We start from the raw sequence: 24835 nt of genomic DNA, 5'->3' as shown, positions 1-24835 counted from the left end.
AAATCCTATCGCACGCCTCTGCCGATCCTGACCAAAGACAAGGCTCGTGATTTTAGAGATTGTAGAACCCGCAATCAAGCAATTTCAGCGAAGATTCAAGATTCGTAATAGTGTCACCGCGGCAAAACCGTGCGCGAATGCGTCAAGGTGTCGCCAGCGATGTTGCTGCAGCAATGATGCTACTCCCGGACGCTCGCAAGCCCGTGTGCGTATGATGAAATCTGTCAGAGATTTCAGCAAAGCTACGGATCAGTAAATGTCGAGCACCAGCAGCAGTCAGCGGTTTGTCGAGTATCGGCGCAAGGTGCAGGCCCGCAATCGGGGCGATTCCCCCGCCGATGAGGATGATGACAAGAAAGATAAAAAGCCGCGGTCGCGAAACTTCAATCAGCTCTTTCGCGAGTTTCTCAATCTGCTCGCCGGACATCGCAGCGCCATTGTGTTTGCTCTCGGCACGCTGACGATCGCGACGTTGCTCGGTTTGGTGCCGCCGCTGGCGACGAAGCTCGTGATCGACAACATTCTCACGCAGAAACCACTGCCCGCGTGGAGCAGTCAGTGGGGACTGCCGGCCGATCGCTATCAGCTGCTGTATCTCGTTGGCGCTTTCGTCGTCGGCGTGTCGCTCGTGGCGACCGCCATTTCGTTGAGTGGCCGTTACCTGGCAACCAAAACTGTCCAGCGATTGCACGCTTCGATTCGTCGGCAGGTCTTTGCGCACGCGGTTCGTTTGCCGTTGCATCGCGTCTATCAATTAAAATCCGGTGGCGCGGCGAGTCTGTTGCGCGACGATGCCGGCGGCATTTCCGAACTCGTCTTCAGCATGCTCTACAACCCCTGGCGCGCGGTGATTCAACTCATCGGCAGTCTGCTCGTGCTCACGTGGGTCGATTGGCGAATGACGCTCGGTGGCCTGGCGCTCCTTCCCGCCGTTTATCTCACGCATCGCACTTGGATCAGCCGCATTCGGCCACTCTATCGAGACATTCGCAACCTGCGGCAAGGAATCGATGGTTCGACGACGGAAGCCTTTGGCGGCATTCGCATTGTCCGCACTTATGGCCGTGAGCGGAGCGAAACGCAGCGCTACGTCACGAACAACCACCTGATGGCGCGGCAGCAACTCTTCGTTTGGTGGTGGACGCGAGTCATCGAACTGATCTGGGATCTGATCATTCCGCTGGCTTCCATTTCGCTCCTCATCTATGGCGGCTCGCAAGTCCTGCAAGGTCGGCTGACGATCGGCGATGTGACGATGTTCCTCGTCTATCTCACGATGCTCCTTGGGCCGCTCGAGGTGCTCGCCAATAGCGCTACGACATTTCAAAACAATCTCGCCGGACTCGATCGCGTGCTTGACCTTTTGAAGGAACCGCTCGAAACGGAACACACGCCGCCGACAACTTCGCTCAAAGCAGAAGCAGTTCGCGGTGCGATTGAGTTTCGCGACGTGACCTTTCAGTATCCAACGGCGCCGCACGCAGCATTGGAAGAAGTAAATCTGCAGATCGAACCAGGAACCGTGGTCGCGCTCGTCGGCCGTAGCGGCGCGGGAAAGACGACGATGTGCAACCTCGTCGCGCGGTTCTACGATCCGACGCGCGGCTGCATCTTGCTCGACGGCGTCGATCTGCGCGAACTGCCGGTCGAGGACTATCGCGGCCTGCTGGGCATCGTTGAGCAGGATGTGTTTTTGTTCGACGGCACGATTGGCGATAACATCGGCTATGCCGCGCGGAGTGCTTCGCCGGAAGAAATCCACGCTGCCGCCGTGGCTGCCAATGCCGATGAGTTCATTCGCGATCTTGAGAAAGGCTACGACACGCTGATCGGCGAGCGCGGCGTGCGACTGAGCGGCGGGCAGCGCCAACGGCTGGCCATTGCTCGCGCACTGCTGGCCAATCCGCGGCTCCTCATTCTCGACGAAGCCACCAGCAATCTCGACACCGAAAGCGAACGGCTGATCCATCAAAGCCTGGAACGCCTGATGCGCGGCCGCACTTCGCTGGTCATTGCCCACCGACTGAGCACCATCGCTCGCGCCGACAAGATTGTCGTGCTCGATGGGGGCCGGATCGCCGAAACGGGCACTCACGCCGAACTGATGGCTCGCAGCGGTCGTTACCGGCAAATGGTCGAATCGCAACTCACGCCCGATGCGCCGAGTCACTCGACGGCGGTTCCTCTGCCGGTGAATCCCTCACCGCATTTTGCTTAGAAGCTTGCTCGAATTGGCGCCAAGTTGCCGCAGGCAGTCGATCGCTTGTTTGGTGCTGAACGGCAACGGGCTGATGCGTTCGGCAGCCATCAGCACCAGCGTGCCCGACCAAGGCGTGGGAACATCGGGCACGAAAATCACCTGCCGGCCGTCGGCCAGCGTGTCCATCAGAAAGCCGATTTGCGCAGAGTCGTCGAACTGGACCAGCACCGGCTGATGGGGCTCTTCGCCGCGGATGCCGACCCAACCTTGGCCCATGCTCTTCATCAGGCCATAGCCCGGCACAAAAGTCAGGATCACCTGTTCGAGCGAACCAACGAACCACTGCGAAACGGCCGTTCGCGCGAGCAGCCCGGCGAGAAAACAAACCAGCACGACCACCAAGATGGCGATCGCAAACGCCAGCGAAACCGTGCTCGCGTTGTGCACTGGCATCAGCAGAATGACCGGGTGGATGATCTCGTAAGCGAACGTCGCGGCTTGGCCGAGCACCACGCACAGCAGGACCAACGGCACTAGGACAAAGATGCCGCCGACGACCGTCGATTTGACAAAATTGATCACTCGCCGAAGCGAGCGCGAGCGAATGATGTACATGCCGGTCCTTGATCCGTAAGTGAAGCCGCGAACTCCGTTTCACCTTAACGAAAAATTTTCGTTGAGCTAGTTGCCGGGGAGTATATACTCACCCGCAACGGATGCATCTATCGCTCTAAAGAGGTTGTCATGATCTGCCAGGCTTGCGGTGTCGAAGCGCCCACGAAGTACGTGTCGTTTCATCAGAACATCGGCGCGCTTGTCATGCGATTTTCCAAATCGATCGAAGGCAACCTCTGCAAGTCGTGCATCCACAGCAATTTTTGGAGCATGACCGGCACGACGGCAGTCCTCGGTTGGTGGGGCACCATCTCGCTGATCATCACACCGTTTCTGCTGCTCAATAACATCGGCCGCTATGCCTTCTGTCTCACCATGCCCGCCGTTCCACCCGGCGCCGCACCGCCGCAGCTGACCGACGACGTCATTCAGCGGATCATGCCACATTTAAATGCTCTCTTCGAGCGTCTCAACCAGGGCGAAAATCTGCAGCAGCTGTGCGAAACCACGGCCCTCAATTCCGGCACCTCTCCCGGGCAGGTCATGCTGCTCGTCCATGCCGTGATTCAGCAGCACCAGTCGCAAAATCAGTAATCAGCCGCCAAATCTGGCGAATTCTGCCGCCAAAAAGCCGTTCCCGCCCTTCGCTGTTAAACTGCGCAAGCTATACTGGCTGAGCCTGTTTGCTGGCGGCTTTGCGTTCGTCGCAGCGCCGCCGGCCCGTTCGCCACTTTCCCTACAACCACTACCCTCCCTATGGCTGCCGAAGCTCTTGGCATTTTGGAAGTCACCGGATTCACCCCGGCGATGGCTGCACTCGACGCCATGGAAAAAGCCGCCGGCGTGCGGCTGGTTCAAGCCGAGTCGAACGACTGGCTGGGCATGGTGCTGAAGGTGAAGGGGGACGTTTCGGCGGTCGCCTCGGCCATCGAAGCGGGCAAGGAAGTGGCCCTGCGAATGAACGGCAAGCCGGTTGGCACCGTCCTGCCGCGGCCCGATGAGCGAGCCCTCAAGGCCCTCGAAAGCCCGATCGAATCCAGTCCGCTGCTGCAGCAGCCCACCGTCAAAAATCCCAACTATGAAGCGCTCGGTGTGATCACCGCGCAGGAGAGAACCATGGCCGATACCTTTGCTCTGGGCTTTATCGAAACGCAAGGCTTTACGGCCGTGTTTGAAGCCATCGACAGCGCCTGCAAGGCCGCCAACGTCGAAGTGCTCGGCAAGGAAAAGCTCGGTGGTGGCTACATCACCGTCATCGTCAAGGGTGACGTCGCCGCCGTGAAGGCCGCCGTCGAAGCTGGCACCGCGAAAGTTGGCGCCCTCGGCAAACTGATCGCCGGCCACGTCATCGCCCGGCCGAGCGCTGCGGTCCTGGCACTGTTGCCGAAGTAACGTGGTCGCACCCCTTCGTCGAAATCTCAGTCTCTGAGATTCCCGGAACTGGCGTTCAGCCAGTTCCGCATGCGCGGTAAGCGCTCTCGCAATCCGTTCTTCGCGCGCTATCATCTGCGCCCCGATTGCGAGTTCTCTATTGCTCGTTCAAGGAAATATGCGGTTTGCGGCTGCGCAATTTATCTTCTTGCTGCTGCGAAAGTATGTTTCGAGTCACCCATAGTTCGCGGATGAGACTTCCCTCGGCGAGTTTCATAATTCCGTCGGCTGATAACTTTGACTTAACGATGTGTAACTCGCGCAGCTTCGGAAACTGATGCAGCATCGGAATGCTCGCGTCAGTGATGTCAGACTCGTTCAGATTCAGGAATTCGAGCTGAGGCATACCGGCCAAGGCTGCTAAGCTTTCGTCGGTGAGATGCTTGGGCAGCCTCAGGTACTGCAATTTGTCTAGCTGTCGCAATACGGTCGTGGACTCATGATTTACTTCGGGGATTTCGCATAAGAAGAGCTTCCGGAGCTGGGGAAGTTCGGTCAGTTTTTTTAAATCATGCGAGTTTAGCGCAACCTTATCCAAGACGAGCGTTTCCAGCTGATCGAGCCCCACAAGCATGGTGCAGATTTCGGGTTGGGCTACATCGACAGCACTGCTGATCTCGAGTGTTTTCAGCTTTGGTAGTCGTTTCAGCTCGGCGATCACCGCGAGCGATGTGTGCGGCGATCTCAGCGATAATTCTTCCAGATGTGGCAGCATGCTAATTTCGAGCAGCCGACCTTCGTCAGAGTTTCGCAGCCAAAGCTGACGCAAATTTGCAAGTTGGCGTAGTTCGAGCAAACTCGCGCACTCGCCTTCTTGATAGATGACCAAGGTTCGCAGCGACCGGCAGCGGGCAACGTGACGCAAGTTTTCCGCCATCAGCTCCTTTGGCGATAACTCCAATGCTTCCAACCGAGACAACCTATGGAGCAACGGCAGCACCTTGTTGTCCGCCTCTGCAGACGACAGATGGACATCGCGAATGTGCCGGAAGGTATGCTCACCAAAATGTTCGCGGTTCCACCGATCCCATTCCAACTCGGTACCGGAAATGCCGGTGTATCGATTTTCAAACGAATACCAGCCATCGACAGCCTTGATCTGGGCCGCAATTGCCGATTGCGTCCTGATATGAATCAAGTAATTACCAACAATCCCCAAAATGACCGCCAGCAGTGTTGTCACGATTAGCAACGTACGCAGCCGAAATCGAAAGAAGGCGCGCGGTAAGGCGCCAAACCCTAAATTGTGCTTCTCGCAAAATGCTGTCAAAGCTGACCAATGGCTCAACATGAGGACCAATTGTAGTGGGACAGCTCTAACAAGCCGAAGGAAAAACTTACGCTTTCCTGCGCGCGAAAAAACTCAGCGCGCCCAGTCCATAAAAACTGTACTCCACATCATGGGCTGGATCCCACGCGGCAGCATGAAAGCCGCCCTCTTCGCGGGCTAATGAGCGGACGAAACGTTCTGCCGCGGCGAGATCGATTTCACCAATCCCGCCGAGATCTTCGAGCGTTGTCAGCCCGGTAAACGTGCTCAGCAGATCGGCGATCGGAATCCGCGTGTTGGCCCGCAAGCCACCTTCGTCGGTTTGCATGTCGAGCAGGAAGTCGATCGTATCGAGGCGCGTATTTTCATCGAGCGCGCCGAGGATCTTCAAGGTCGCAATCGCCGCTGCCGTTGGATTCGTCCCCGCTCGCTTGCCGACTTTGATCTCGCGAAAGCCACCTTCTTCGGCGATTTGCGACCGAAGAAACGCGAGCAACTTCTCAGGCGCTGGCGGCAACTTCTCGAGCAGTTGCAAACAGATCACCACCAGAAAACTGTGATACGTGCTGCTGGCTTGCCCCTCCATTCCTTTGGCATAACCGCCGTCCGCGCGACGGAGGGTTTCGAGCCAGCTAGCGACTTGCTCGCGCCAGTTCGGCGAGCTCGCGGCAAAGACATCAACGCCGGCTGTCGACTTCAGCAGCATCGCGCCGTAAATCAGCGAGAAGAAATCGACCACTGATTCCTGGCCACCGAGTCGCGATTGCAAAAAGGTGGCGGCGCGATTCGCCACATCCCCATACAGTTCGCCGAGCACGGCCAGACCGCGGAGGGCGAAACCGGTGTAATACAAATCGCTGCCACCTTCGCGGCCAGCGAAGCCGCCATCCGGTTTTTGGGCCGCGAGAAAATAACGCGTGTGCAGTTGCCGCTCGGCGTCGCTGAGCAGTCCGACACCTTCGGCGACACGGATCGTGAGTTGTTCGAGGTAAGTGGGTTCGCTGGGCATGTTGCTATCGTAATCGAATTCGACAGAATTCTGTGATGAGCCAATATCCTCCTGCCCCGCAATCGGTTGACGAACTCGAAGCGAATCTCAGCGAGCCCGACGCCGCGTTGATCGAATCGCTGGCTGCTCTCGACGGCGACATCATGTTCCTCGGCGTCGGCGGCAAGATGGGGCCGACGATGGCCCGCATGGCTCGTCGCGCACTCGATGCAGCCGGCAGCAAACGAAAAGTCATCGGTGTATCTCGCTTCGGCAGCATTGAGTTGCGAGCGAAGTTGAATAGCTGGGGAATTGAAACGCATGCTTGCGATCTGCTCGACGAAGATGCCGTCGCGCAACTTCCGGACGCTCCCTTGATCGTTTCGATGAGCGGTTTCAAGTTCGGCGCGACGCAAAATCCGAGCTACAGCTGGGCAATGAACTGCCACGTGCCGGCCATCATTTGCAAACGATATCGAGCGAGCCGCATCGTCGCTTTTTCCACCGGCAACGTGTACGGCCGAGTGCCGATCATCGATCAGGACGGAAACGTCAATCACGGCAGCACCGAAACCGATCATCTGCAGCCTGACGGCGAATACGCCATGACCGCCGTCGGCCGCGAGCGAATGTACGAACACTTCAGCCGCACGCTGAACATTCCGCTGGTACTGCTGCGACTGAACTATGCAACCGAGCTGCGCTACGGCGTGCTGGTCGATCTGGCCCACGACGTCGCCGCCGGTCGACCGATCGACGTGAGCATGTCGCGCGTCAACGTCATCTGGCTCGCCGACGCCAACCGCCTGGCGCTGCGCGCGTTTACGCATTGCAATTCACCAGCAAGAGTCATCAACCTCGCCGGCGAAGAGATTCTCAGTCTGCGCAAGACCGCCGAGCAGTTTGGCACGCTGCTGCAACGCGAAATAACCATCCGCGGAACTGAAGGAACAAACGCTTTGCTCAACGACGGCCGCGCGGGGCATTTGATTCTCGGCCAACCTCAAGTCCCCGCCACCCAAATGATCGCATGGACGGCCGACTGGATTCGCCGCGGCGGCGAAAGCCTCGGCAAGCCAACGCATTTTCAAACGACCGATGGAAAGTTTTAGTCGTTCGGCATCTCTTGCTTCTGATGAACGCGTTGGAGAAGCCAACAACCCCGCCGGCAAGTTGGCCACGGCCTGCTGAGCAGCCTTTGAACCTACGATCTATTCGTGAGATCGACCAAATGGCGGTTTTCGGCGCGAATGTGAGCTGCGGCTTCGTCATAGAGAAACGGCAGGAAAGCATAGCGCACGCCCTTGGTCACGGGACGGGCTTCGTGCAGCAACGAGCACGAGAAGATGACGGCGCCACCGGTGGGAGCCTTGTAAGCGCGACGGCCAAATTCAGGGAACCAAAGTTGGCCTCCTTCGAATTCCTCCGAGTTCAAATTGATCGTGACCGCAAAACGGCGATGGGCAGTTCCTTTGGTGGTATTGTCGCGATGAGCGCGAAAATGTCCGTTCGTGGCCGAGTCGTAACAAGCGATCAGGTTGCGTTCGATGCGCGTCACCGAGAACTGAAAGGCTTTGGCAATCTCGGGCAGCAATCGCCGGCGCAGTGTTAGTTGCGCTTTCTGAATCGTCGCGACGTCGGTCAATTCAAAATCGGTCCGCCGTTTGTGCGCATGGTCGATGAGCAACACGGTCTTGCCGTTGATATCGCGCATAAAGCCCGACTCCGAACCGCCGTGCGCTTGGTATTGCCGAATCAGCGTGCGGCAGAAATCTCGCTCGAAAACATTCGGCACCACCAGCACTGGCGCGCAACCTTGCAACGTGCTCATCGGCGGATATTGCTGCAGCACGGCCAGAATCTCGGCCATGTGTTCGGCCGCGCGGCCGTTCCAGGGAATGACGCGCAACACTCGCAGGGCTGGATCAAGCAGCAAGGTCAGTCGCCGTGGAGCAGTTCCCGCCTCGACTCCGTACAAGCGACTGATCGCCAGATCGAAATCGAAGAAGTAAACCATCCCCGGCCGATGCGATCGAAGTCGCGAAACATCTTCGTCGCCGGGAGTCGTGCTGACTCCCATGAAGAACACGTTCTCGACATCGAACCGTCCGGCGTGTTTGTCGACCTCGTCCAGAAAGTCGCAACCAGCCGGATCTTCGGCGGAGTGGAAAAACGTCAGCACCAGATACCGCCCCGCTGCCGAATCGAACTGGAAGCGGGGATTGACGTTTGACCGGGCGACGAACCAAGGGGCGGGGTCGCCAGGCAACAGCGTGGTCATCGTTTACCTACTTAGTCGGCGATGTCGGTCACGGTGATCTCGAACACAAAGTCAAAGGACTGACCTCCTTGGTCCGTGGCTCGCACGCGAATCGAATACGTCGTTTGCGTTTCGAAGTCGACGGCAGTCGCCAGTTGCAGTTCATCGCCCACGATTTGGAACGTGCCGTTGCCCGTGTCGCCATCGCCGCTCACCAAGGTGAAGGTGTGCGTGTTCGCGGCGTCTGGATCGATGGCAGACAGCAGACCAATCACCGTGCCAACGGTGGCGTCTTCGGCCACGCTGTTGCTGGTGAGGTTGATCGCGGTCGGCGCTTCGTTGACATCGGTCACGCTGATGGTCAGCACTTGTTCGCAGAACAGGCCTGCCGCATCGGTGCTGCGGACTCGCACGCTGTAGCTGCTTTGCGATTCGAAGTTGAAGCTCGCTGCCGTTTGCAGCTCATTTCCTACGATCGCAAACGAGGCGTTGTCAGCATCGCCGTCGCCCGAAACGAGCGTGTAGAGATGAGTATCGCCGCTGTCCGGATCGGTCGTCGACAGCGTGCCCACCGCAGTACCCGTCGGCTGGTTCTCGGCGACGGTATTGCTCGAGAGCGATACCAGCGTCGGCTCTTCGTTGACGTCGGTCACGGTGATCGTCAGCACTTGCTCAGTCACCAGGCCACCCTGATCGGTGCTGGAAACACGAACCGTGTACGAACTCTTGGCTTCGGCGTCGAAGCTCGCCGCGGTCCGCAGTTCGTTGCCGACAATCGTGAACGAACCGTTGTCGTCATCGCCTGTGCCGGCGATGAGTGCATACGTGTGAGTGTCGCCGCTGTCGGGATCCGTCGTCGACAACAGGCCGACGAGCGTGTCGGCCGGTTGATTCTCGGCGACGCTGTTCGTCGAGAGCAGCACCGCCGTCGGTTGTTCGTTGACGTTCGTCACGGTGATCGTCAGAACTTGCTCGAACGACAATCCGGCTTGGTCCTCGGTCCGCACGCGAATGCTGTAGCTCGATTGCGTGTCGAAATCCAACGACGTCGCCAACTGCAATTCATTGCCGACCAGCTGGAACGAGGCATTGCCCGTATCGCCGTCGCCCGACACCAGCGTGTAGATGTGCGTATTGCCGCTGTCGGGATCGGTCGACGTCAGCGTGCCGATGGCCGTGCCGATTGCGGCATCTTCGGCGACCGTGGCATTGCTCAGCTGCAGTGCGGTCGGGGCTTCGTTGAGATTGCTCACCGTGATGGTGAAGGTCTGCTCGGTGAAGAGCCCAAACGGATCGGTGCTGCGAACTCGCACGCTATAGCTCGACTGCGTTTCGAAGTCGACATTGCCGTTCACGCGAAGCGTGCCGCCGACAATGGTGAAGGCGCCGTTGTCGGTGTCGCCGCTACCAGCAACGAGCGAATAGACGTGCGTATCTGCCGCGTTCGCATCGGTCGTGCTCAAGTTGCCGACGACGGTGTCGGCCGCAACGTTTTCATCGATTGTGTTGCTGCTCAAACCAATCGCCGTCGGGGCGACGTTGGCTTCGGTGACGGTGATCGTCAGCGTCTGCTCGACAAACAGACCATCCTGATCGGTCGTGCGAACACGGATCGAATAGCTGCTCTTCGTCGATTGATCGAAGATCTCAGCCGAGCGGAGTTGATTGCCGTCGATGGTGAATGAAGCGTTGTCGGTGTCGCCGTCGCCGGAAACCAGCGTGTAGACAAACGTGTCGCCGGTGTCGGGATCGGTCGTGGTGAACGTCCCCACCGCGGTGCCCGTCGATTCGTTCTCAGCAATGGTCGTCCCCGAAATCGTCAAAGCCGTCGGTTGTTCGTTCACATCGGTCGCGGTGATCGTCAGCACTTGCTCGAACGATTGGCCACCTTGATCGGTGACTTGTACCCGAATGCTGTAGGTCGCCTGATTTTCGAAATTCAGCGATGCCGCACTTCGCAATTCGTTCCCCACAATCGTGAAGAGTCCGTTGTCGGTGCTGCCATCGCCGGAAACCAACAAGAAGGTGTGCGTGTTGGTCGCGTCGGGATCCTCAGCCGTCAGTTGACCGATGGCAGTGTCGACCGCGCTGTTCTCGGCAATCGTGCTGTTGCTCAGCAGAATGCTGGTCGGTGCTTCGTTCAGGTCGTTGACCGTGATGGTGAAGACCTGCTCCACAAACAGCCCAAACGGATCGGTGCTGCGAACCCGCACGCTGTAGCTCGACTGCGATTCGAAGTTCAAGCTCCCCGTCGTCTGCAACTGATTGCCGACAATCGCAAAGGCCGCGTTGCCGGTGTCGCCGTCGCCGGCAACCAGGGTGTAAGTATGCGAATCGGTGGCATCGGGATCAGTCGTCGTCAGCCCGCCGACCGTGGTGCCGGCTGGCGAATTTTCGTCGATCGTGCTGTCGTCGAGCTGAATGGCAGTCGGAGCGGTATTGGCCGCCGTGATGGTGATGACAAACGTCTGCTCAAAGCTCAAACCATCGGCGTCGGTCGTGCGGACGCGAATGCTGTAGGTCTCTTGCGTTGCGCGGCTGAAGATCTGGTTCGTCAACAACTGACCGTTGTTCAACGTGAACGACGCGTTGCCGGTGTCGCCGTCGCCAGCCACGAGTTCGTAGGTGTGCGTATCGCCGGCATCGGGATCGGTCGTCGACAGCGTGCCGACGGCAGTGCTCGTTGGCATCCCTTCTGGCACGTGGTTGTTGCTGAGCGCGAGCGCCGTGGGGGCTTCATTGACATCGATCACTCCGATGACGAACGATTGCTCGGTAAACAAACCGCCTTGATCGGTCGTACGAATTCGCACGGTATACGTGGTCTTCGTTTCGTAATTGATGGTGCTATTCACCACTAACTGATTGCCATTAATCGTGAACGCGCTGTTGTCGGTATCTCCCGTGCCACTCACCAGCGTGTAGGCAAACGTGTCGCCGGAGTTGGCATCGGTCGTCGACAGATTGCCGACAGCGGTCCCTGTTGCAGAATTTTCGGCAACGGTACCGTTCGAAAGGGCCACCGCCGTCGGCGCCACATTCACGTTGGTCACGCTGATGGTGAACGTCTTTTCCAGCGTGCGGCCCGTCGAATCAGTCGTCCGAACGCGGATCTGGTAGCTGTTCTTCACGCTCTCGTCAAAAACGCCAGCCGTCTTCAGCACGCCACCTTCGATCGTGAATGAGCTGTTGTCGGTGCTGCCGTCGCCGGTCACCAGCGAGTAGGTGAACGTATCGTTCAAGTCCGGATCGGTCGTGGCAAATGTTCCCACCGTGGTACCGACGGGCAAGCCTTCGCCGACCGTGACCGCCGACAGCGACAAGCCCGTTGGGCTCTGCGCCACCGGCAGCGCGGGAATATTCGCAGTCGTCAGGCCGACCACGCGTCGCAGCACATCGCTGGCATCGAGCGGGCTCAAACCATCGACGCCAGTCACATCGCCGATGATCAACGGATCGACCGTGGGATAAAGGCGCTCGCCACTCACGATGGTCGTGCCCGTCGGCTGCGACGAGACAAAGCCGGAATCGAGACCGAGGCCGGCCCGTGCGATCAAGCGGGCATCTTCGGCATCGTAACGCCGATTACCGTTCGCATCGCCGGGAAACGCGACGACATGCAAACCAGCATCGCCCGTCGCTTGAATCGCTCCGGAGTTCACTTCCAAAGCCGAGATCGTCAGCACTTGCGTCGCGCCGTAAGTGGCATCTTCCGGCACCGTGCCGATCAACTTGACGAGTTCGGCTGCGCCGCTGGCCAGCGGATCGATGGCAAAAAAGGCCAGCGTCACCTGACCGGGAGTGTTGGTGTTGGCGATGACTTGAGCGTTGCTGGGCGCATCTTTGCCGAGTTCCGCGCCAGTAATTGTGAGCAGCGCCGGGTCGTAGTTAATCGTCATGGTGAACGACGTCACACCAGCGGCCTGGCTGAACTTGATCGGCAAACCAGCCGTCAGTGCCACGCCGCTGCCAGTCGCCGGCGATTGCAATGCCTGCGTTGGACCGCGAGCGAAGTCAGGCAGGCTGACAACCAGATTCTGCGGCGCAGCCACCGTAAAGGTGAACACAAAATCGCCACCAGCCGTGCCGTTGCCCGAGGGGAACGTGCCGTTGTATTCGCCGTCGAGCAGCTCGCCGAGGGCTTGATCGACAAAGCCGTTGGCGGCGCTGCGAAGCGTCACGGTGTAGGTATCAGCGGCGAGCGGGCCGCCGGTTTTCACAAACGTCAGTTTGTCGCCGACGACGACCAGCGAACCATGCACCACGCCGGAAGTCGCACCCTGCACGACCACGTCGGCAGCACCGAGCAAGCCGTTCTGCGCGTCATAGAGATTGAGATTGCTCGTTTGAATCGGCGCCGAAAAGTCGACGACAAAACCGCTCGTCGTCGGCGTAAAGGCTTCGACAAACGTCGTCATCACCTGCCGTTCTTCGAGCGATTCCAAGAACAGTCGGCGGCGGAGATCACGTTCGGGCCGCAGTGCGCGAGTATCCGAAGGGCGACGAGAGGGCTTTTTCGAAAAGGCAGAATTGCGAATCAGTCGGCTCATGCTTCGGTACCTGGTTGCGAAAGCGCGTGGAAGAGATTTTTCTAGGCAAACTCAATCAACCGCACTTCCCTGCGCCACCACCAGGCAATCCATCGCCAGGAGCGAACTGGCGGGGTCAAAAAACGACACCACCCCTCTCGCTGATTTGCCAGTCGGATTTCTGCCACACGTTGCCACTCGGCAACGAAGTCTTTTCCAATTGTTTTCCGAAATTCACCCCGCTCCTGTTTTTGCGTGGCATTTTGCCAGCATTTCCCGACTCACCAGGAATACGCCGCCCTCTGCCGCGGCCAATGGTCCACTTATTACGCTCGTACGAGATTTCGCATGCGCCTGCTCCGACGTTTATCGTTTGAATCGTTTGAAACACGCTGCTTGCTCGCCGTCGTCGACATTCCGGACGACCTGCAAGGCGTGCCGCAACAGCAGGTTGCTAGCCCCGTCAACATCGACAATGCCGCCGGCATTCGCGCTGCCGAGATCCGGCTGAAATACGATCCCACGGTGCTCGACATCAGCGATTCGCAGATTGTCAAAGGTTCGGTGTGGGGGAGCGACGCCAACGTACAGGTGGTCGCCAACATTGACGCGGTGAATGGCGTGATTGCGGTCTTTATCTCCGGCGCCGATGGCTTGCCGAGCGGCAGCGGCAGCCTGGTGAACTTCAACTTCACTGTGAAGGCCGGCGCCACGGTGGGCAGCACGACCACGCTCGACTTGACCACCGTCCGACTCAACGAAGGGGCCATCGTCGTCAATCCTGCACCGCAGGCCGGCGCCGATGCGACCGATGGCGTGATCACGATTGGCGGTTCGTCGGGTGGCAGCGGCAATATCTCTGGCCGAGTCTATGCCGACGTCAATCTGAACAATCTGGCCGACACGACCGAAGGTATTCCGGGCGTCACGATCACGCTCATCAATACCGCGACCAACGAACAAACGCAGGTCGTCACATCCGCGACCGGTGAATTTCAATTCACCAATCTCGCGGCGGGATCATACCGCATTCAGCAGAAACAGCCCGCTGCGTTCATCAACGGCGGCGTGAATGAACTCTCGGTGACGATCACGGCAGCCCAGTCCCTTACCGACCAGAACTTCCGCGAGCTCGGCTTGAAGCCCGAGTATGTTTACAACCGCCTCTTCACGTCGCTCGTCATGCCCGTGGGTTCCACGGCGTGGACCGATACGGTCACCACCATCGTGGCCGAAGCCGAAGCTGGCATCGTCCGCGCTCTCCGCGTCACGCCACCGGCAAGTTCCGCGGCCAGCAGCACGAGCGATACCTCGACGAGCTTGACGACGACCACCACTACAAACGATGTCGATGCTAATGCCGATTCGTCATCGTCGGCCGGGGAATCTGTCGAAACGGTGATGGCCAACAACGCGCCGCTGTCAGCTGGCGAGGCCACCGCTGATTCCGCCGATGCCGCGTTGCTCGCAACCGTCGACAGCTTGAACGATTCGGCTGCGAACGACGCAGCATTCGTCGACGCCGATGCGACGGTGCCTCCTGCAGATCAGGATGATGTGCTGCTCGCTCTGCTGGCAGCCGATGGCTCCGACGAAGAGGGGAGTGGTGACGGCGAAGTGGCGGTTTGACGCATGAAAGCGGGCGATATCCGTCTCCTTTGACCTTGGCTTGGCGCGCCGATCGAGCTACAACGGCGGCGCAGGCTGGCGCTCTCTCGCGAGGATGGTGCCGACTCTTCAACGCCATTTCGCAGGCAAAGGATTGCCCATGCACGAGCGCCGGTTGGACTTCGAACGTCTCGATTCGCGCGACCTCTACGCGGTTGTCGGTATCGGTGCAGATGCCGAAACCTTGGTTGAGAACCGCCGCGTCGTTCCCGTGACGATCGACGATGCCTCGGGCGTTCGCGCCGCGGAAATCCACCTCCGCTACGATCCCGCCGCCTGGCACGTCGACCCCGCCGCCATCAAGTCGGGGAGCGCTTGGTCACAGGGAGGCGCAGCAATGACCAAGGTCGATCCCGCCGCCGGCGAGATCACGGTCTTTGTCTTCGCGGCCGAAGACCTGCCAGCCAATCAAGGGAGCCTGGTCGATCTGGAGTTCTCGCCGCACGACCCCACGGTTGACGACGCGGCCACCAACAGCCCCACCGTGGAGTTGAAATCGGTCCGCCTCAACGAAGGCTCGATCCCGGCCGATCTGTGCGGGGCAGACGATTCTGGCGAAGTAGCTGATCTCGGTGACGAAGAAGACTACATCAATCCGCGCGTCCGCGCCATGCTAGCCCAAACATCGCCACCAGCAACCGTCGCCCTGCCGAGCAAAGATTCGACCGTCATGCGCATGTCGCACGACCACCAGCGCGATAACGAACAATTCCGCCTGACGCGTGACCCCAACACGCCAATGGGCCCGCTGTCGCTATTGCCTCGCAGATTGCTGCCGGTAATCAAAGCCCCCAGCGACGTTGCCACCGTCGCGACCGTCGAACCAGCAACCTCACAAGCGGTTGCCTCTCCCTGGACGCTGATCTTCAGCCCCGAGGAACAACGCGTACGCCGGCGCGCAGCATAGCGGAACTATTCCGAATCGCGACACAACCGCTTGAGCGTCTACGCGCAGAATGCTGGAATATCGCTAGCGCTCATTCCAGCAGGCCACTGCCTTTCGCCGCCACCACCGAATATGGAATATTCGGCGACGTAACCGTTCACGCTGGCGCTAATTTCGGGAGGGCGAGGCTCCCGCCGAGCCGCGCCGGTCGAAAGCAGTCGCCAACGGCCTTCGCAATTCCACCTCGGCGGCTCGGCGGGAGCCTCGCCCTCCCGTCGCTCGCCGCGACAGCGTCGCTGGCGTGATTGGCTGCTCGGCGACGATCAACTTGACCAAAGTTGTCCGTCGCTCACTGTACAATAAGATCGCCAAAGATCTTTTACAGTGTGGTAGAAAGTGCGCCTGATTTCTCCTGGAATATATCAGGACAATCGAAACAAGATTGTCGTATCTTCACAACAAAACCCCCTGAAGTGGTCGTTGTGGCCGAGGGCAAAAACAACGGCTTCACAACGGTCTTTTTGCAGGCCAAGTCTTTGGGGTTGCTGGGCTTACGAAGTCGGCGCAAAAAACTCGCACGAGTGTTGTAAGCGGAGGGGTAGGGTCTTGCGGAGAGGGGTATTCCGCGACGCGAGCGGCGGTTTAGAAGCGGGCTTCGAGCCCCAACTGCAAGCCTTGCAGCAGTACGCCGCTGGTGTCGGAGTTGAACCGCGGCCGGCCAGCGCCACCGGCAGGCTCGGGCGGAAACTGCGAGACGGCGGTGTCGATCTGATTGCCGAGGCGAGCGGCGCCGGTCCAGTAGATCAGGTTGTAGCCGATGAGGAATTGCATGTTGCAACCGAGGTCGCGGCGGGCGGTGAGCGTGAACTCAGGAACGAAGCCCAGTTCGTCGTGCGTATGCCGGCCGATGTTGGTTTGCTGAGCGAGCAAGCCGCCGTTGAAGGTTGCCGAGCCGCCACCGGGGACGGTGGTCCGCGTGCGGCCATCGATATCGACCTGCGAGTGCGTGTTGCCGAGGGCCAGCTTCACTTGGGTGTCGATCGTCCACCAGCAGCGTTGCATGCTGTGGCTCACGCCGATCTGAGCCCCGTTGAACTGGCTATCGGTGGCGAAGGAATCGAACAGCCGTTGTTCGGTGCCGACCACAATGTTGCCTTGCGCGGCGATGAACCGCGAGTTCTGGCTGATGAGCAGTTGCTCATTCAAACTCAGATAGCGATAACCGGCCAGGAAGTTCCAGTTTGAGCAAGGATTGTTGCACATCTGCCAGCGAGTGAGAGCATCGAAGCCCTGCATGCGGCTGGAAGCACTGATGTCGATCGAACCATTCAGCAAGTTGGGATAGGCCACGAGCATTGAAGCCTGGTCCATCGTCTGTGTGCTGAAGACGGGACGAGCGAGGATCGAATGATCGAAGTTATCAGCCGAGTAGTTGCTGTTGTTTTGGCCGACGAAAAAGTAGCTCAGCTCGATGCCCACGCTTTCGCACGGATCAAGCCAACGACCGAAGGTAAACCGCCCGCCGAGATGCGGCGATTCGTTGACATCGTCATTGCCAAACAGCACGCGGGTGCCGGGCTGACCCAGGACGCCGGCCTGGTTGGCAGCAGTGCCGAGCGGGCTGGTGGTGACCAGCGCGGGGAGATTCATGTCGTCGATCCACCAACTGAGCAATTCGGCCCGCACCCAGAACGGCGGCGGCCCACAGCAGGCGGGATAACCGCAGTTGGGCGGATCCCAACTGCTGTTGATCGCTGGCTCGGGATACGAATCGAATGCTTCCTGCTCGTAATAACTGGCAGGCTGAACGGCTTCGAGTTGTTGTGGAGCCGCGACCATCTGCCGGTTGGCAGGGGTCGGGGCGGTGGCTTGCCGCAGGTGGCCGGGAACGTATCCCAGCTGTCGACCCTCATACCAGACCCCGGGTTGGCGGGAGCCCGCATCTTGGGCGCAGACCGCGCTTCCCAGCGTGGTGACCAGCACAGCGATGATGAGGAAGCAACGTGCCATGGGATTTGCTGAAGGACGTTCTGATCGGAGCTAACGTCTTTATCGGGCACAATCGGCACAATCGTTAATTTTCCCCCGATCGTTAAGGTCGACGCGGGATTCCGCCACTGGTGGACGTCACTTTGTCGCACTGCGGCGCCAGCAATGAAGGCAAATCACTGGTGCGATCCGCGCATTCCAAGATCCGCACCGCTTCTCTGGCGCATTTCGGTGGTTAGAAAGAAAGGAGCGACTGCCAGCCAGACGGAACCAGCGTATTCTTGTCTGGAGGGAACTGTTGCTGGCATTTTCTCCTCTAAGCGGTGTTCTGTTTCCCCTACGATTCGCATCAAAGCCCGGTGACGCGTTAATTGCATGGTCGTCGATCTTTCAGCACCGCAGAACGCCGATGATTCGGTCACTAACCTTCTGGCGAAAGCCCGCGAGGGAGGGGGCGATTCGTTGGGCAATTTGCTGCAGCTGTATCGCAACTATCTGACAGTCTTGGCGACCACGCAGATCAGCCCGATGCTTCGCAGGCGAATGGCGCCCTCCGATCTGGTGCAGGAAACCATGCTCGCGGCGCAGGCGAACTTCGTGCAATTTCAGGGGGGCTCTGAACGCGAATTGCTCGGCTGGCTGCGGCAGATTTTGATCAATTCGCTGCACGATGCCCTCGAAATGCATTTGCAGGCGAAAAAGCGTGACATGCGACGAGAGATTTCGATCGAGCAAGTGAGCGCCGCGCTCGATCAGTCGGTCATGAACTTTGCCAATGTGCTCGCTGCCCCCGGTCCTTCGCCCAGTGCTCAGATTCGGCAGCGGGAACGAAGTGTGTTGCTCGCCAATCAGTTGGCCAAGCTCAAGCCCGACTATCGAGACGTGATTGTGCTTCGCAACCTGCAAGGGTTGCCGTTTGAGGAAGTAGCCGAGCGGATGAACCGCAAGCCGAGTGCGGTGCGGATGCTTTGGCTGCGGGCGATCGATCATTTCAAACAAGTCTTTGAACCTTGGGAGTAAATCGCGCGTGACCGATGTTTCGACGCTAGAGCTGAATACTCGCCATGGTGAATCGCCGGCGTTGCGCGCGCTCACCGAAGAGCAGCGCGAACGTTTGACGCGGATCCTCGACGATTATCTGTCGCAGCTCGAGCAGGGCGTGCCCGCCAATCCGCACGCGATCCTGAGCGAGCATCCCGACCTCGCCGAAGCCCTGCAACTTTATCTCGCCAGCCTCACCAATCTGCAGGGCATGTCGGCCGGCTTCCAAGATACGACCGCAACGGTCGAGCCGAAGAGTGAAGCGCACGACAACGAACGGCGTCTCGGCGATTTTGTGCTCGGCTGCGAAATTGGCCGCGGCGGCATGGGCGTGGTGTACGAAGCACGGCAGATCTCACTCGGCCGGCGCGTGGCGATCAAAGTCCTGCCGTTTGCTGCCGTGCTCGATGCGCGACAGATTGCCCGCTTTAAGAACGAAGCCCAAGCGGCCGCGCAGATTCAGCATCCGCACATCGTGCCGGTGTTCGCCATCGGCGCGGAGCGCGGCGTGCACTATTACGCCATGCAGTTCATCGACGGCTTGCCGCTCGATCGCGCGATTCGCGATCTCCGCCGGCAGGCTCGGCTGACCGTGGAAGAACTCGAAGAGCAGCCCGGCGAAAACTCCGTCGACCGCGCTCTCGATGAAATTTGCTCGACCACATGTCGCTCGTTTCTGACTGATTCAGCGCGGCATCAGCGGCGATACTACGAGACCATCACGCGCCTGGGCATCGCCGCCGCTGAAGCACTGCACGCCGCGCACGAATATGGCGTGGTCCATCGCGACATCAAGCCTTCGAACTTGATGGTCGATCAGCAAGGCAAGGTTTGGATCACCGACTTCGGACTAGCGCGCTGCCGGCACAATAAAACGCTCACGCAAACTGGCGACGTGATCGGCACGTTTCGTTACATGAGCCCCGAACAAGCGACCGGCAAATCGGCGCTCGTCGATCATCGCACCGATATCTACTCGCTCGCGGCCACGCTGTATGAACTGCTGACCCTGGAACCCGTCGTCAGTCACGACGACGCACATGCCAGCCGCCCGCTCGACTCCTTTGAACCGACGCCGCTGCGGCGCCATCGGCCTGATATTCCAATTGCGCTCGAAACGGTCATTCTCAAAGCGCTGCGCAGCAGCCGCGACGATCGGTACGCGACAGCGCAGGATTTTGCAGATGACTTGCGGCGTGTGGTAGAAGGGCAGGCGGTTCTCGCGCAGCCCGTTTCGCTGTGGGAACGCCTCGCTCGCTGGAGTGTGAAGCATCAGCGGATTGCGATTGTCGCCACCGCAATCACACTTCTCCTCGGCGTGGGCCTGGCGATCGGAAATTTCAGAATTGCGCAAGAGAAGAGCAAAGCCGTTCAGAACGAAGAACGCGCCGAAAAGCATCTCGCGCGCGCCATGGAAGTCGTCGATCGCTTTGGTACGCAACTGGCCGAACGTCTGGAAGGAATCCCCGGCACTGCCGATGTCCGCCGCGAGTTGCTGCAGGACACGCTTGATTATTTTCATGAGTTCGCCCGCGACGCCGTGGGTGATTCCACTCTGCAAGACGACCTCGCGCTGACCTACAGCAAGATCGGCGTCCTGAACGATGAGATCGGCACGCCCGAGGAAGCGCTCGCAGCGCATGAACGCGGATTGGTGCTGGCGCGAGAACTGGTAGCCGCTCATCCCGCACGCTTGGATTATCAACAGCGTCTCGCGGTGTGCTTCAACAACTTCGGCTTATCCCTGACTCGCGCTGGCAAATCGCCCGATGCGCAGCGCTGCTTCGAACAGGCGATCAAGCTGCAACAACAGCTGATCGCACGTAAGCATCCCAACGTTCTGCCGGAGTTGGCCGCCAGCTTTTCCAATCTCGGCTTGTTGCAGGCGAAGACGAATCAAGTCGATGCCGATCGCAGCGCGTATCGCGAAGCTATTCGCCTGTATGAAGAGCAACTCCGCGAGCAGCCTGAAGATCAAAACGCATTGTGCAAGTTGAGCGCGGTCTATAACAACTTCGGCGCTTCCCTGCTTGATACTCACGCCGACCGTGCCGTGGAATATCACCTCGCGGCCCGCAACCAGCTGAAAACGGCCGTCGACAATCGGCCTCGCGACCTGCGTCTGCAAAGCGAACTAGCCTTAACTCTGAATAACCTCGGCGCCGCCCGCGCCCGCCTCAATCAATCGGTGGAATCGATCGAGGCCTATGAACAAGCGATTGCTATTCAAACGCAACTCGTAAATCAAGCGCCAGAACAAAGGTCGTACCGACATAACTTGGCCGTCAGTTGCAACAACCTGGGCCTGGCCCAAACGCGTCTCAAGCAACTCCCGGCGGCCGAGCGCTCGTTCGCGCTGTCGTTGCAGTATCACCTCGAACTCATCGCTCAATCGCCCGACAATCTGGAACTGCGCAGCAGCATTGGCGGTGTGTACAACAACCAGGGAATCATCCTGGAGGACGAAGGCCGCGGTGAAGATGCCGCAGTCGCGTTCCGCTCGGCGATCGAGCATCAAAAAATCGCCTGCGAACGAGCGGAAGATGTTGCTCGCTATCGCACGCTGCTGAGCAAGCATTACTACAACCTCGCCCGCATCCTGCGACAGACGGGAAAGTTTGCTGACGCTCGCCAAATCGTGCTGGCTCGCAAAGAGTTGTGGGCCGGCGATCAGCAGCGATTGTTTTCGGTCGCCGAAGAACTCGTCGTGCTCGCCGCCGCCGCCGAAGCAACACCGGCCGCCGATCAAAACCTAGCGAGGCAGAACTGCGATGACGCACTTCTGCTGATTCAAGAACTGCTGCAAACCGGCTTTCAACCGCCGGAGCATTGGTACCAGCGAAAGCCGTTTGCCGCCGTGAAGGCAGCGCAAACGTTCGCCCAACTCACATCGCGGTGAGAATCGAAACATGAATCAAGAACCCAAGTCACTCCTCTCTCCGACATCCGACATGAACAATTCTCAGCCACGACGATTGAAAGTTGAAAAGCTGGAAGGCCGCTCCGTGCTCGCGGCCATGATCGGGATGCCGGACAATCTCGAAGTCGAACCACGCACGGAATCCTCAATCGCTTCGTTCGGCGAGCACCGACAAGACAATTATCAGATCGTGGGTCCGACCTCTGGGCACTTCGGCACGAACGTGAATCGCATTGAAGTAGTTCAAAGCACACCCGGCGAAGCGGTCCGGCCGATTTCGATTCAGATCGCCGACTTCACCAAGCTCGACCTGCGCCAAATCGATTTCCGCTCGACCGATAATATGCCCCTCATTCGTGCGCCCTGGCTCACGCGTTTGCAAGATATCAATCTCGATTCGGATCAGACCCACACCGAGCCCGGTTGGGGAACCATCGATGGTCCTCCCGATTCCGTTAGCGACAACGGGCCTGGCGATGCCGTCAGCAGCGATCCGATCGGTCAGCCGCTCGACTCGGCGCCGGAATCGACGCCTCCCGATCAACCAGCGCCGGACACCTCGAAAAGTTCAGACGACCGACGTCTCCCTTGGCTTGATTTGCATGATTCGCCGAGTGTGATCACCACGGCCCTGCGACATTCGTCTCATCACTCCGAAGTGAGTCGTCACGAAGGTCGGGCCACATCGACAGCGGGCTTGAACGGAGTCGAGTCGGACAGTGATGAGATGGGGTTGTCTGATGATCGCCAACCGACAAACGGCGACTCAGCAACTGAACTGCTCGAGTTGCCCATCGCACGCACGCAAGCAACCAACATCTCTGCTCATCAGGACCGACACAGCGCGATTGTGAATGCGAGTCGCCGCTTGAACATTGCAGACCGACCGGGCCCCAGCCCCAGTGTTCTGCACTCACCCGACATCAGTGAGGTAACGTTTGCACCAGAGTTCGTATCGGAATTTGATGAAGGTGGACTCGTCGAATTAGTAACGGCAAGAACAGTCCAGTCCGCGGCCATCGCGAGAACGACGACCGATTTTCAACCAACTCGCCGCGTGATCGATGCCGAAGTAGGTTTGTTCCAAGCCATTGAAGTTGCCGTCGATCCCAGCCACGCAGCCATTTTTCCCGTCGTTCTGATCGCAGCATTTCAGCTCTTCGACCAACGCCGCAAGCTGGAAGAATCTGATTTCCAATCAACTCAAACGATTGGCTCCAGGTTTGATGTGCCGTAACGTACAGCACTCGCGTCTCGGGTGGAGTCGCGCTGCAACGGGTCAGTGGCGAAGCCTGCGACAGCCAATTTAGCATCGGCGTGTCGCACTGATGAAAGGATGACGCGGCCGCTGTTCAAGTGTGTGCCAGTACCTTGCTGGGGGCATTCACCGTGTACGAGCGAGCGCCGGTGCCGGCTAACTTGCCGCCGGCCACGATCAAGTATTCGTCGCGGATCGGCCGGCCGGCGAACCAGCATTCGAGGATTTCTCGCGTACCGGCAGCGTAACGGGCTTGCGCTGAGAGCGTGGTTCCAGACACGTGCGGCGTCATGGCTTGATGCGGCATGGTTCGCCAGGGGTGGTTGGCCGGCGGCGGTTGAGGAAACCAGACATCGCCAGCGTAGCCCGCGAGTTGTCCTCCCTCGAGCGCCCGCACGATCGCGGCCTGATCGCAAAGTTCGGCCCGCGCGGTGTTGACGATGTACGAGCCGCGCCGCATCCCTCGCAGGATCTGCTCATTCACCATATGCATAGTGCCGGGGTGTAGCGGGCAGTGCAGCGAGACGACATCGCAGGCCTTGGTAAGCGATTCGAGTGTCGTATGAAAAGTCAGGCCAAGCTCTTGTTCGAGCGCGGCGGGCAAACGGTGGCGCTGCGTATAGTGCAGCTTGACGCCGAATGGTTTCAGTCGCTGCAGCACCGCCAGACCGATCCGGCCGGCGGCCACCACGCCGACGTGCATGCCCTCGAGATCGTACGCACGCTCGGCACAATCGGCGATGTTCCAGCCGCCCTTCACGATCCATTCGTGCGACGGCAGGTAGTTTCGCACCAGGGCGAGAATCTGCATCACCGCATGTTCGGCCACGCTGATGCTGTTGCAGTACGTAACCTCTGCAACGGTGATTTCGGCCTGGCTCGCGGCTTCCAGATCGACGTGGTCCGAGCCGATGCCCGCCGTGAGTGCGAGTTTTAGTTTCGGTGCTTTCGCGATTCGTTCGGCGGTCAAATACGCCGGCCAAAAGGGTTGTGAAATGACGACTTCTGCATCGACCAATTCGCGATCGAACGCGCTATTCGCGCGGTCTTTATCAGAAACAACGACGAGCTCGTGCCCCGCGGCCTCGAGGAACTTGCGCAGCCCGAGTTCGCCCGACACCGAGCCCAGCAGTTCGCCCGGCGTGAAATCAATGGCTTCCGGCGAGGGCAGGGTTTGGCCATCAGGATAGTGAGTCAGTTGGGGCAAGCCATCGCGAGCGTAAGAAGTTGGCAAGCCGCCCACAGGATCGGGATAAAGCACACACAGAATCTTCGACATCGGAATTCTCCAAACAAATAGTGACGGGAAACGATCGGCAGAGAGATTCGAGAAAACGGCTAGTGTTTCGCTGCGTATCGAGCGGCAAGCGCGTTCACGCCGTCGGTGTAGATCCGCTGAAACAACTGCGTGACGAATTGCTCGGTCACGCCGCTGGGAGTGAATTCGCCCGACCACTCCACGCGCGACCGACCGCCGCCGGTCTCACTCACGCGGATCGTGGAAAGGTAATTCGTCACGGGAAATGGAGCGCGAACGATGGCATAGGTGTAGCTGCGGGCGGCTTGATCGAAAGCAATCAAGCGCTCGACGATGGTGTCGCCATTGGGATTGGTGAGTCGCCGCACACGGCCCCCTTCGCTCAGCTCGCTTTGAGGGATGTACGGGAGCCAATCGGGGAGCGAACCAAAGCCGCCAATGAGTTGCCAGACCTGTTCGGGTGGCGCTGAGATTTCGATCGAGGCAGATGCGGTTGCCATGAGCTGTCACCTAATTGGAAAA

At 59.1% G+C, this 24835-nt stretch carries 17 protein-coding genes; 9 read left to right on the top strand and 8 right to left on the bottom strand.

The window, feature by feature from the left end; genetic code table 11:
• Positions 1 to 256: 256 nt before the first annotated feature.
• Positions 257 to 2218, top strand: a complete 1962-nt coding sequence (locus tag M9Q49_RS13560; RefSeq protein ID WP_254509292.1) for an ABC transporter ATP-binding protein — start codon at positions 257 to 259, stop codon at positions 2216 to 2218.
• Here M9Q49_RS13560 and M9Q49_RS13555 read toward each other — a convergent pair.
• Positions 2201 to 2815, bottom strand: coding sequence for a DUF502 domain-containing protein (locus tag M9Q49_RS13555; protein ID WP_254509291.1), 615 nt, complete (start codon positions 2813 to 2815; stop codon positions 2201 to 2203). The two genes, M9Q49_RS13560 and M9Q49_RS13555, sit on opposite strands and share 18 nt — an antisense overlap.
• A 129-nt stretch (positions 2816 to 2944) precedes the next feature.
• Here M9Q49_RS13555 and M9Q49_RS13550 point away from each other — a divergent pair, with 129 nt between their 5' ends.
• Together M9Q49_RS13550 and M9Q49_RS35750 are read left to right on the top strand one after the other, a co-directional pair.
• Positions 2945 to 3409, top strand: coding sequence for a hypothetical protein (locus tag M9Q49_RS13550; RefSeq protein WP_254509290.1), 465 nt, complete (start codon positions 2945 to 2947; stop codon positions 3407 to 3409).
• 162 nt (positions 3410 to 3571) lie between these two features.
• Entirely contained in the window at positions 3572 to 4207 is a 636-nt protein-coding gene (locus M9Q49_RS35750; RefSeq protein ID WP_315861175.1) for a BMC domain-containing protein, read from the top strand.
• Between the two features lie 136 nt (positions 4208 to 4343).
• Here M9Q49_RS35750 and M9Q49_RS13535 read toward each other — a convergent pair whose 3' ends face one another.
• Both M9Q49_RS13535 and M9Q49_RS13530 read right to left on the bottom strand, forming a co-directional pair.
• The gene (locus M9Q49_RS13535; protein WP_254509289.1) at positions 4344 to 5537 is read right to left on the bottom strand and encodes a leucine-rich repeat domain-containing protein; all 1194 of its coding nucleotides are present in this window, start codon (positions 5535 to 5537) and stop codon (positions 4344 to 4346) included.
• A 46-nt stretch (positions 5538 to 5583) separates the two neighbouring features.
• Positions 5584 to 6525, bottom strand: a complete 942-nt coding sequence (locus M9Q49_RS13530; protein ID WP_254509288.1) for a prenyltransferase/squalene oxidase repeat-containing protein — start codon at positions 6523 to 6525, stop codon at positions 5584 to 5586.
• Positions 6526 to 6560: 35 nt separating this feature from the next.
• Here M9Q49_RS13530 and M9Q49_RS13525 point away from each other — a divergent pair, with 35 nt between their 5' ends.
• Positions 6561 to 7616, top strand: a complete 1056-nt coding sequence (locus M9Q49_RS13525; RefSeq protein WP_254509287.1) for an NAD-dependent epimerase/dehydratase family protein — start codon at positions 6561 to 6563, stop codon at positions 7614 to 7616.
• Positions 7617 to 7708: 92 nt separating this feature from the next.
• Here the strand turns inward: M9Q49_RS13525 and M9Q49_RS13520 are convergent, their stop codons facing one another.
• Together M9Q49_RS13520 and M9Q49_RS13515 are read right to left on the bottom strand one after the other, a co-directional pair.
• Positions 7709 to 8785 (bottom strand): 2OG-Fe(II) oxygenase, encoded by a 1077-nt coding sequence (locus M9Q49_RS13520; RefSeq protein ID WP_254509286.1) that lies wholly within the window; start codon positions 8783 to 8785, stop codon positions 7709 to 7711.
• An 11-nt stretch (positions 8786 to 8796) separates the two neighbouring features.
• Complete coding sequence (locus M9Q49_RS13515) at positions 8797 to 13314, bottom strand: cadherin domain-containing protein (RefSeq protein WP_254509285.1); 4518 nt, start codon at positions 13312 to 13314, stop codon at positions 8797 to 8799.
• A 327-nt stretch (positions 13315 to 13641) separates the two neighbouring features.
• Here M9Q49_RS13515 and M9Q49_RS13510 point away from each other — a divergent pair, with 327 nt between their 5' ends.
• Both M9Q49_RS13510 and M9Q49_RS13505 read left to right on the top strand, forming a co-directional pair.
• Complete coding sequence (locus M9Q49_RS13510; RefSeq protein WP_254509284.1) at positions 13642 to 14922, top strand: cohesin domain-containing protein; 1281 nt, start codon at positions 13642 to 13644, stop codon at positions 14920 to 14922.
• 139 nt (positions 14923 to 15061) lie between these two features.
• Positions 15062 to 15868, top strand: coding sequence for a cohesin domain-containing protein (locus M9Q49_RS13505; RefSeq protein WP_254509283.1), 807 nt, complete (start codon positions 15062 to 15064; stop codon positions 15866 to 15868).
• Positions 15869 to 16489: 621 nt separating this feature from the next.
• Here the strand turns inward: M9Q49_RS13505 and M9Q49_RS13500 are convergent.
• Positions 16490 to 17857, bottom strand: coding sequence for a BBP7 family outer membrane beta-barrel protein (locus tag M9Q49_RS13500; RefSeq protein ID WP_254509282.1), 1368 nt, complete (start codon positions 17855 to 17857; stop codon positions 16490 to 16492).
• Positions 17858 to 18211: 354 nt separating this feature from the next.
• Between M9Q49_RS13500 and M9Q49_RS13495 the strand changes: the two genes are divergently transcribed.
• From M9Q49_RS13495 to M9Q49_RS13485, 3 genes are read left to right on the top strand one after another with little or no spacing between them, the layout of a single operon-like run.
• Positions 18212 to 18856, top strand: coding sequence for a sigma-70 family RNA polymerase sigma factor (locus tag M9Q49_RS13495; RefSeq protein WP_254509281.1), 645 nt, complete (start codon positions 18212 to 18214; stop codon positions 18854 to 18856).
• 7 nt (positions 18857 to 18863) lie between these two features.
• Entirely contained in the window at positions 18864 to 21776 is a 2913-nt protein-coding gene (locus M9Q49_RS13490; RefSeq protein WP_254509280.1) for a serine/threonine-protein kinase, read from the top strand.
• 10 nt (positions 21777 to 21786) lie between these two features.
• Complete coding sequence (locus M9Q49_RS13485; RefSeq protein WP_254509279.1) at positions 21787 to 23034, top strand: hypothetical protein; 1248 nt, start codon at positions 21787 to 21789, stop codon at positions 23032 to 23034.
• A gap of 115 nt (positions 23035 to 23149) precedes the next feature.
• Here M9Q49_RS13485 and M9Q49_RS13480 read toward each other — a convergent pair whose 3' ends face one another.
• A complete protein-coding gene (locus M9Q49_RS13480; protein WP_254509278.1) occupies positions 23150 to 24334 on the bottom strand; it encodes an NAD-dependent formate dehydrogenase in 1185 nt (394 codons plus the stop codon).
• A gap of 59 nt (positions 24335 to 24393) precedes the next feature.
• Positions 24394 to 24813, bottom strand: coding sequence for an SRPBCC family protein (locus M9Q49_RS13475; RefSeq protein WP_254509277.1), 420 nt, complete (start codon positions 24811 to 24813; stop codon positions 24394 to 24396).
• Positions 24814 to 24835 lie beyond the last annotated feature (22 nt).

Origin of the sequence: Anatilimnocola floriformis (assembly GCF_024256385.1) — a bacterium.
Classification (GTDB): Bacteria; Planctomycetota; Planctomycetia; order Pirellulales; family Pirellulaceae; genus Anatilimnocola; species Anatilimnocola floriformis.
The sequence above is the reverse complement of the archived record's forward strand: the minus strand, read 5'-3'. Positions and strand labels throughout refer to the sequence as shown.

Excerpts from the sequence above, each read along its gene's own strand:
- M9Q49_RS13560 (WP_254509292.1), top strand. The coding sequence starts at position 257 with ATGTCGAGCACCAGCAGCAGTCAGCGGTTTGTCGAGTATCGGCGCAAG.
- M9Q49_RS13555 (WP_254509291.1), bottom strand. The coding sequence starts at position 2,815 with ATGTACATCATTCGCTCGCGCTCGCTTCGGCGAGTGATCAATTTTGTC.
- M9Q49_RS13550 (WP_254509290.1), top strand. The coding sequence starts at position 2,945 with ATGATCTGCCAGGCTTGCGGTGTCGAAGCGCCCACGAAGTACGTGTCG.
- M9Q49_RS35750 (WP_315861175.1), top strand. The coding sequence starts at position 3,572 with ATGGCTGCCGAAGCTCTTGGCATTTTGGAAGTCACCGGATTCACCCCG.
- M9Q49_RS13535 (WP_254509289.1), bottom strand. The coding sequence starts at position 5,537 with ATGTTGAGCCATTGGTCAGCTTTGACAGCATTTTGCGAGAAGCACAAT.
- M9Q49_RS13530 (WP_254509288.1), bottom strand. The coding sequence starts at position 6,525 with ATGCCCAGCGAACCCACTTACCTCGAACAACTCACGATCCGTGTCGCC.
- M9Q49_RS13525 (WP_254509287.1), top strand. The coding sequence starts at position 6,561 with ATGAGCCAATATCCTCCTGCCCCGCAATCGGTTGACGAACTCGAAGCG.
- M9Q49_RS13520 (WP_254509286.1), bottom strand. The coding sequence starts at position 8,785 with ATGACCACGCTGTTGCCTGGCGACCCCGCCCCTTGGTTCGTCGCCCGG.
- M9Q49_RS13515 (WP_254509285.1), bottom strand. The coding sequence starts at position 13,314 with ATGAGCCGACTGATTCGCAATTCTGCCTTTTCGAAAAAGCCCTCTCGT.
- M9Q49_RS13510 (WP_254509284.1), top strand. The coding sequence starts at position 13,642 with ATGCGCCTGCTCCGACGTTTATCGTTTGAATCGTTTGAAACACGCTGC.
- M9Q49_RS13505 (WP_254509283.1), top strand. The coding sequence starts at position 15,062 with ATGCACGAGCGCCGGTTGGACTTCGAACGTCTCGATTCGCGCGACCTC.
- M9Q49_RS13500 (WP_254509282.1), bottom strand. The coding sequence starts at position 17,857 with ATGGCACGTTGCTTCCTCATCATCGCTGTGCTGGTCACCACGCTGGGA.
- M9Q49_RS13495 (WP_254509281.1), top strand. The coding sequence starts at position 18,212 with ATGGTCGTCGATCTTTCAGCACCGCAGAACGCCGATGATTCGGTCACT.
- M9Q49_RS13485 (WP_254509279.1), top strand. The coding sequence starts at position 21,787 with ATGAATCAAGAACCCAAGTCACTCCTCTCTCCGACATCCGACATGAAC.
- M9Q49_RS13480 (WP_254509278.1), bottom strand. The coding sequence starts at position 24,334 with ATGTCGAAGATTCTGTGTGTGCTTTATCCCGATCCTGTGGGCGGCTTG.
- M9Q49_RS13475 (WP_254509277.1), bottom strand. The coding sequence starts at position 24,813 with ATGGCAACCGCATCTGCCTCGATCGAAATCTCAGCGCCACCCGAACAG.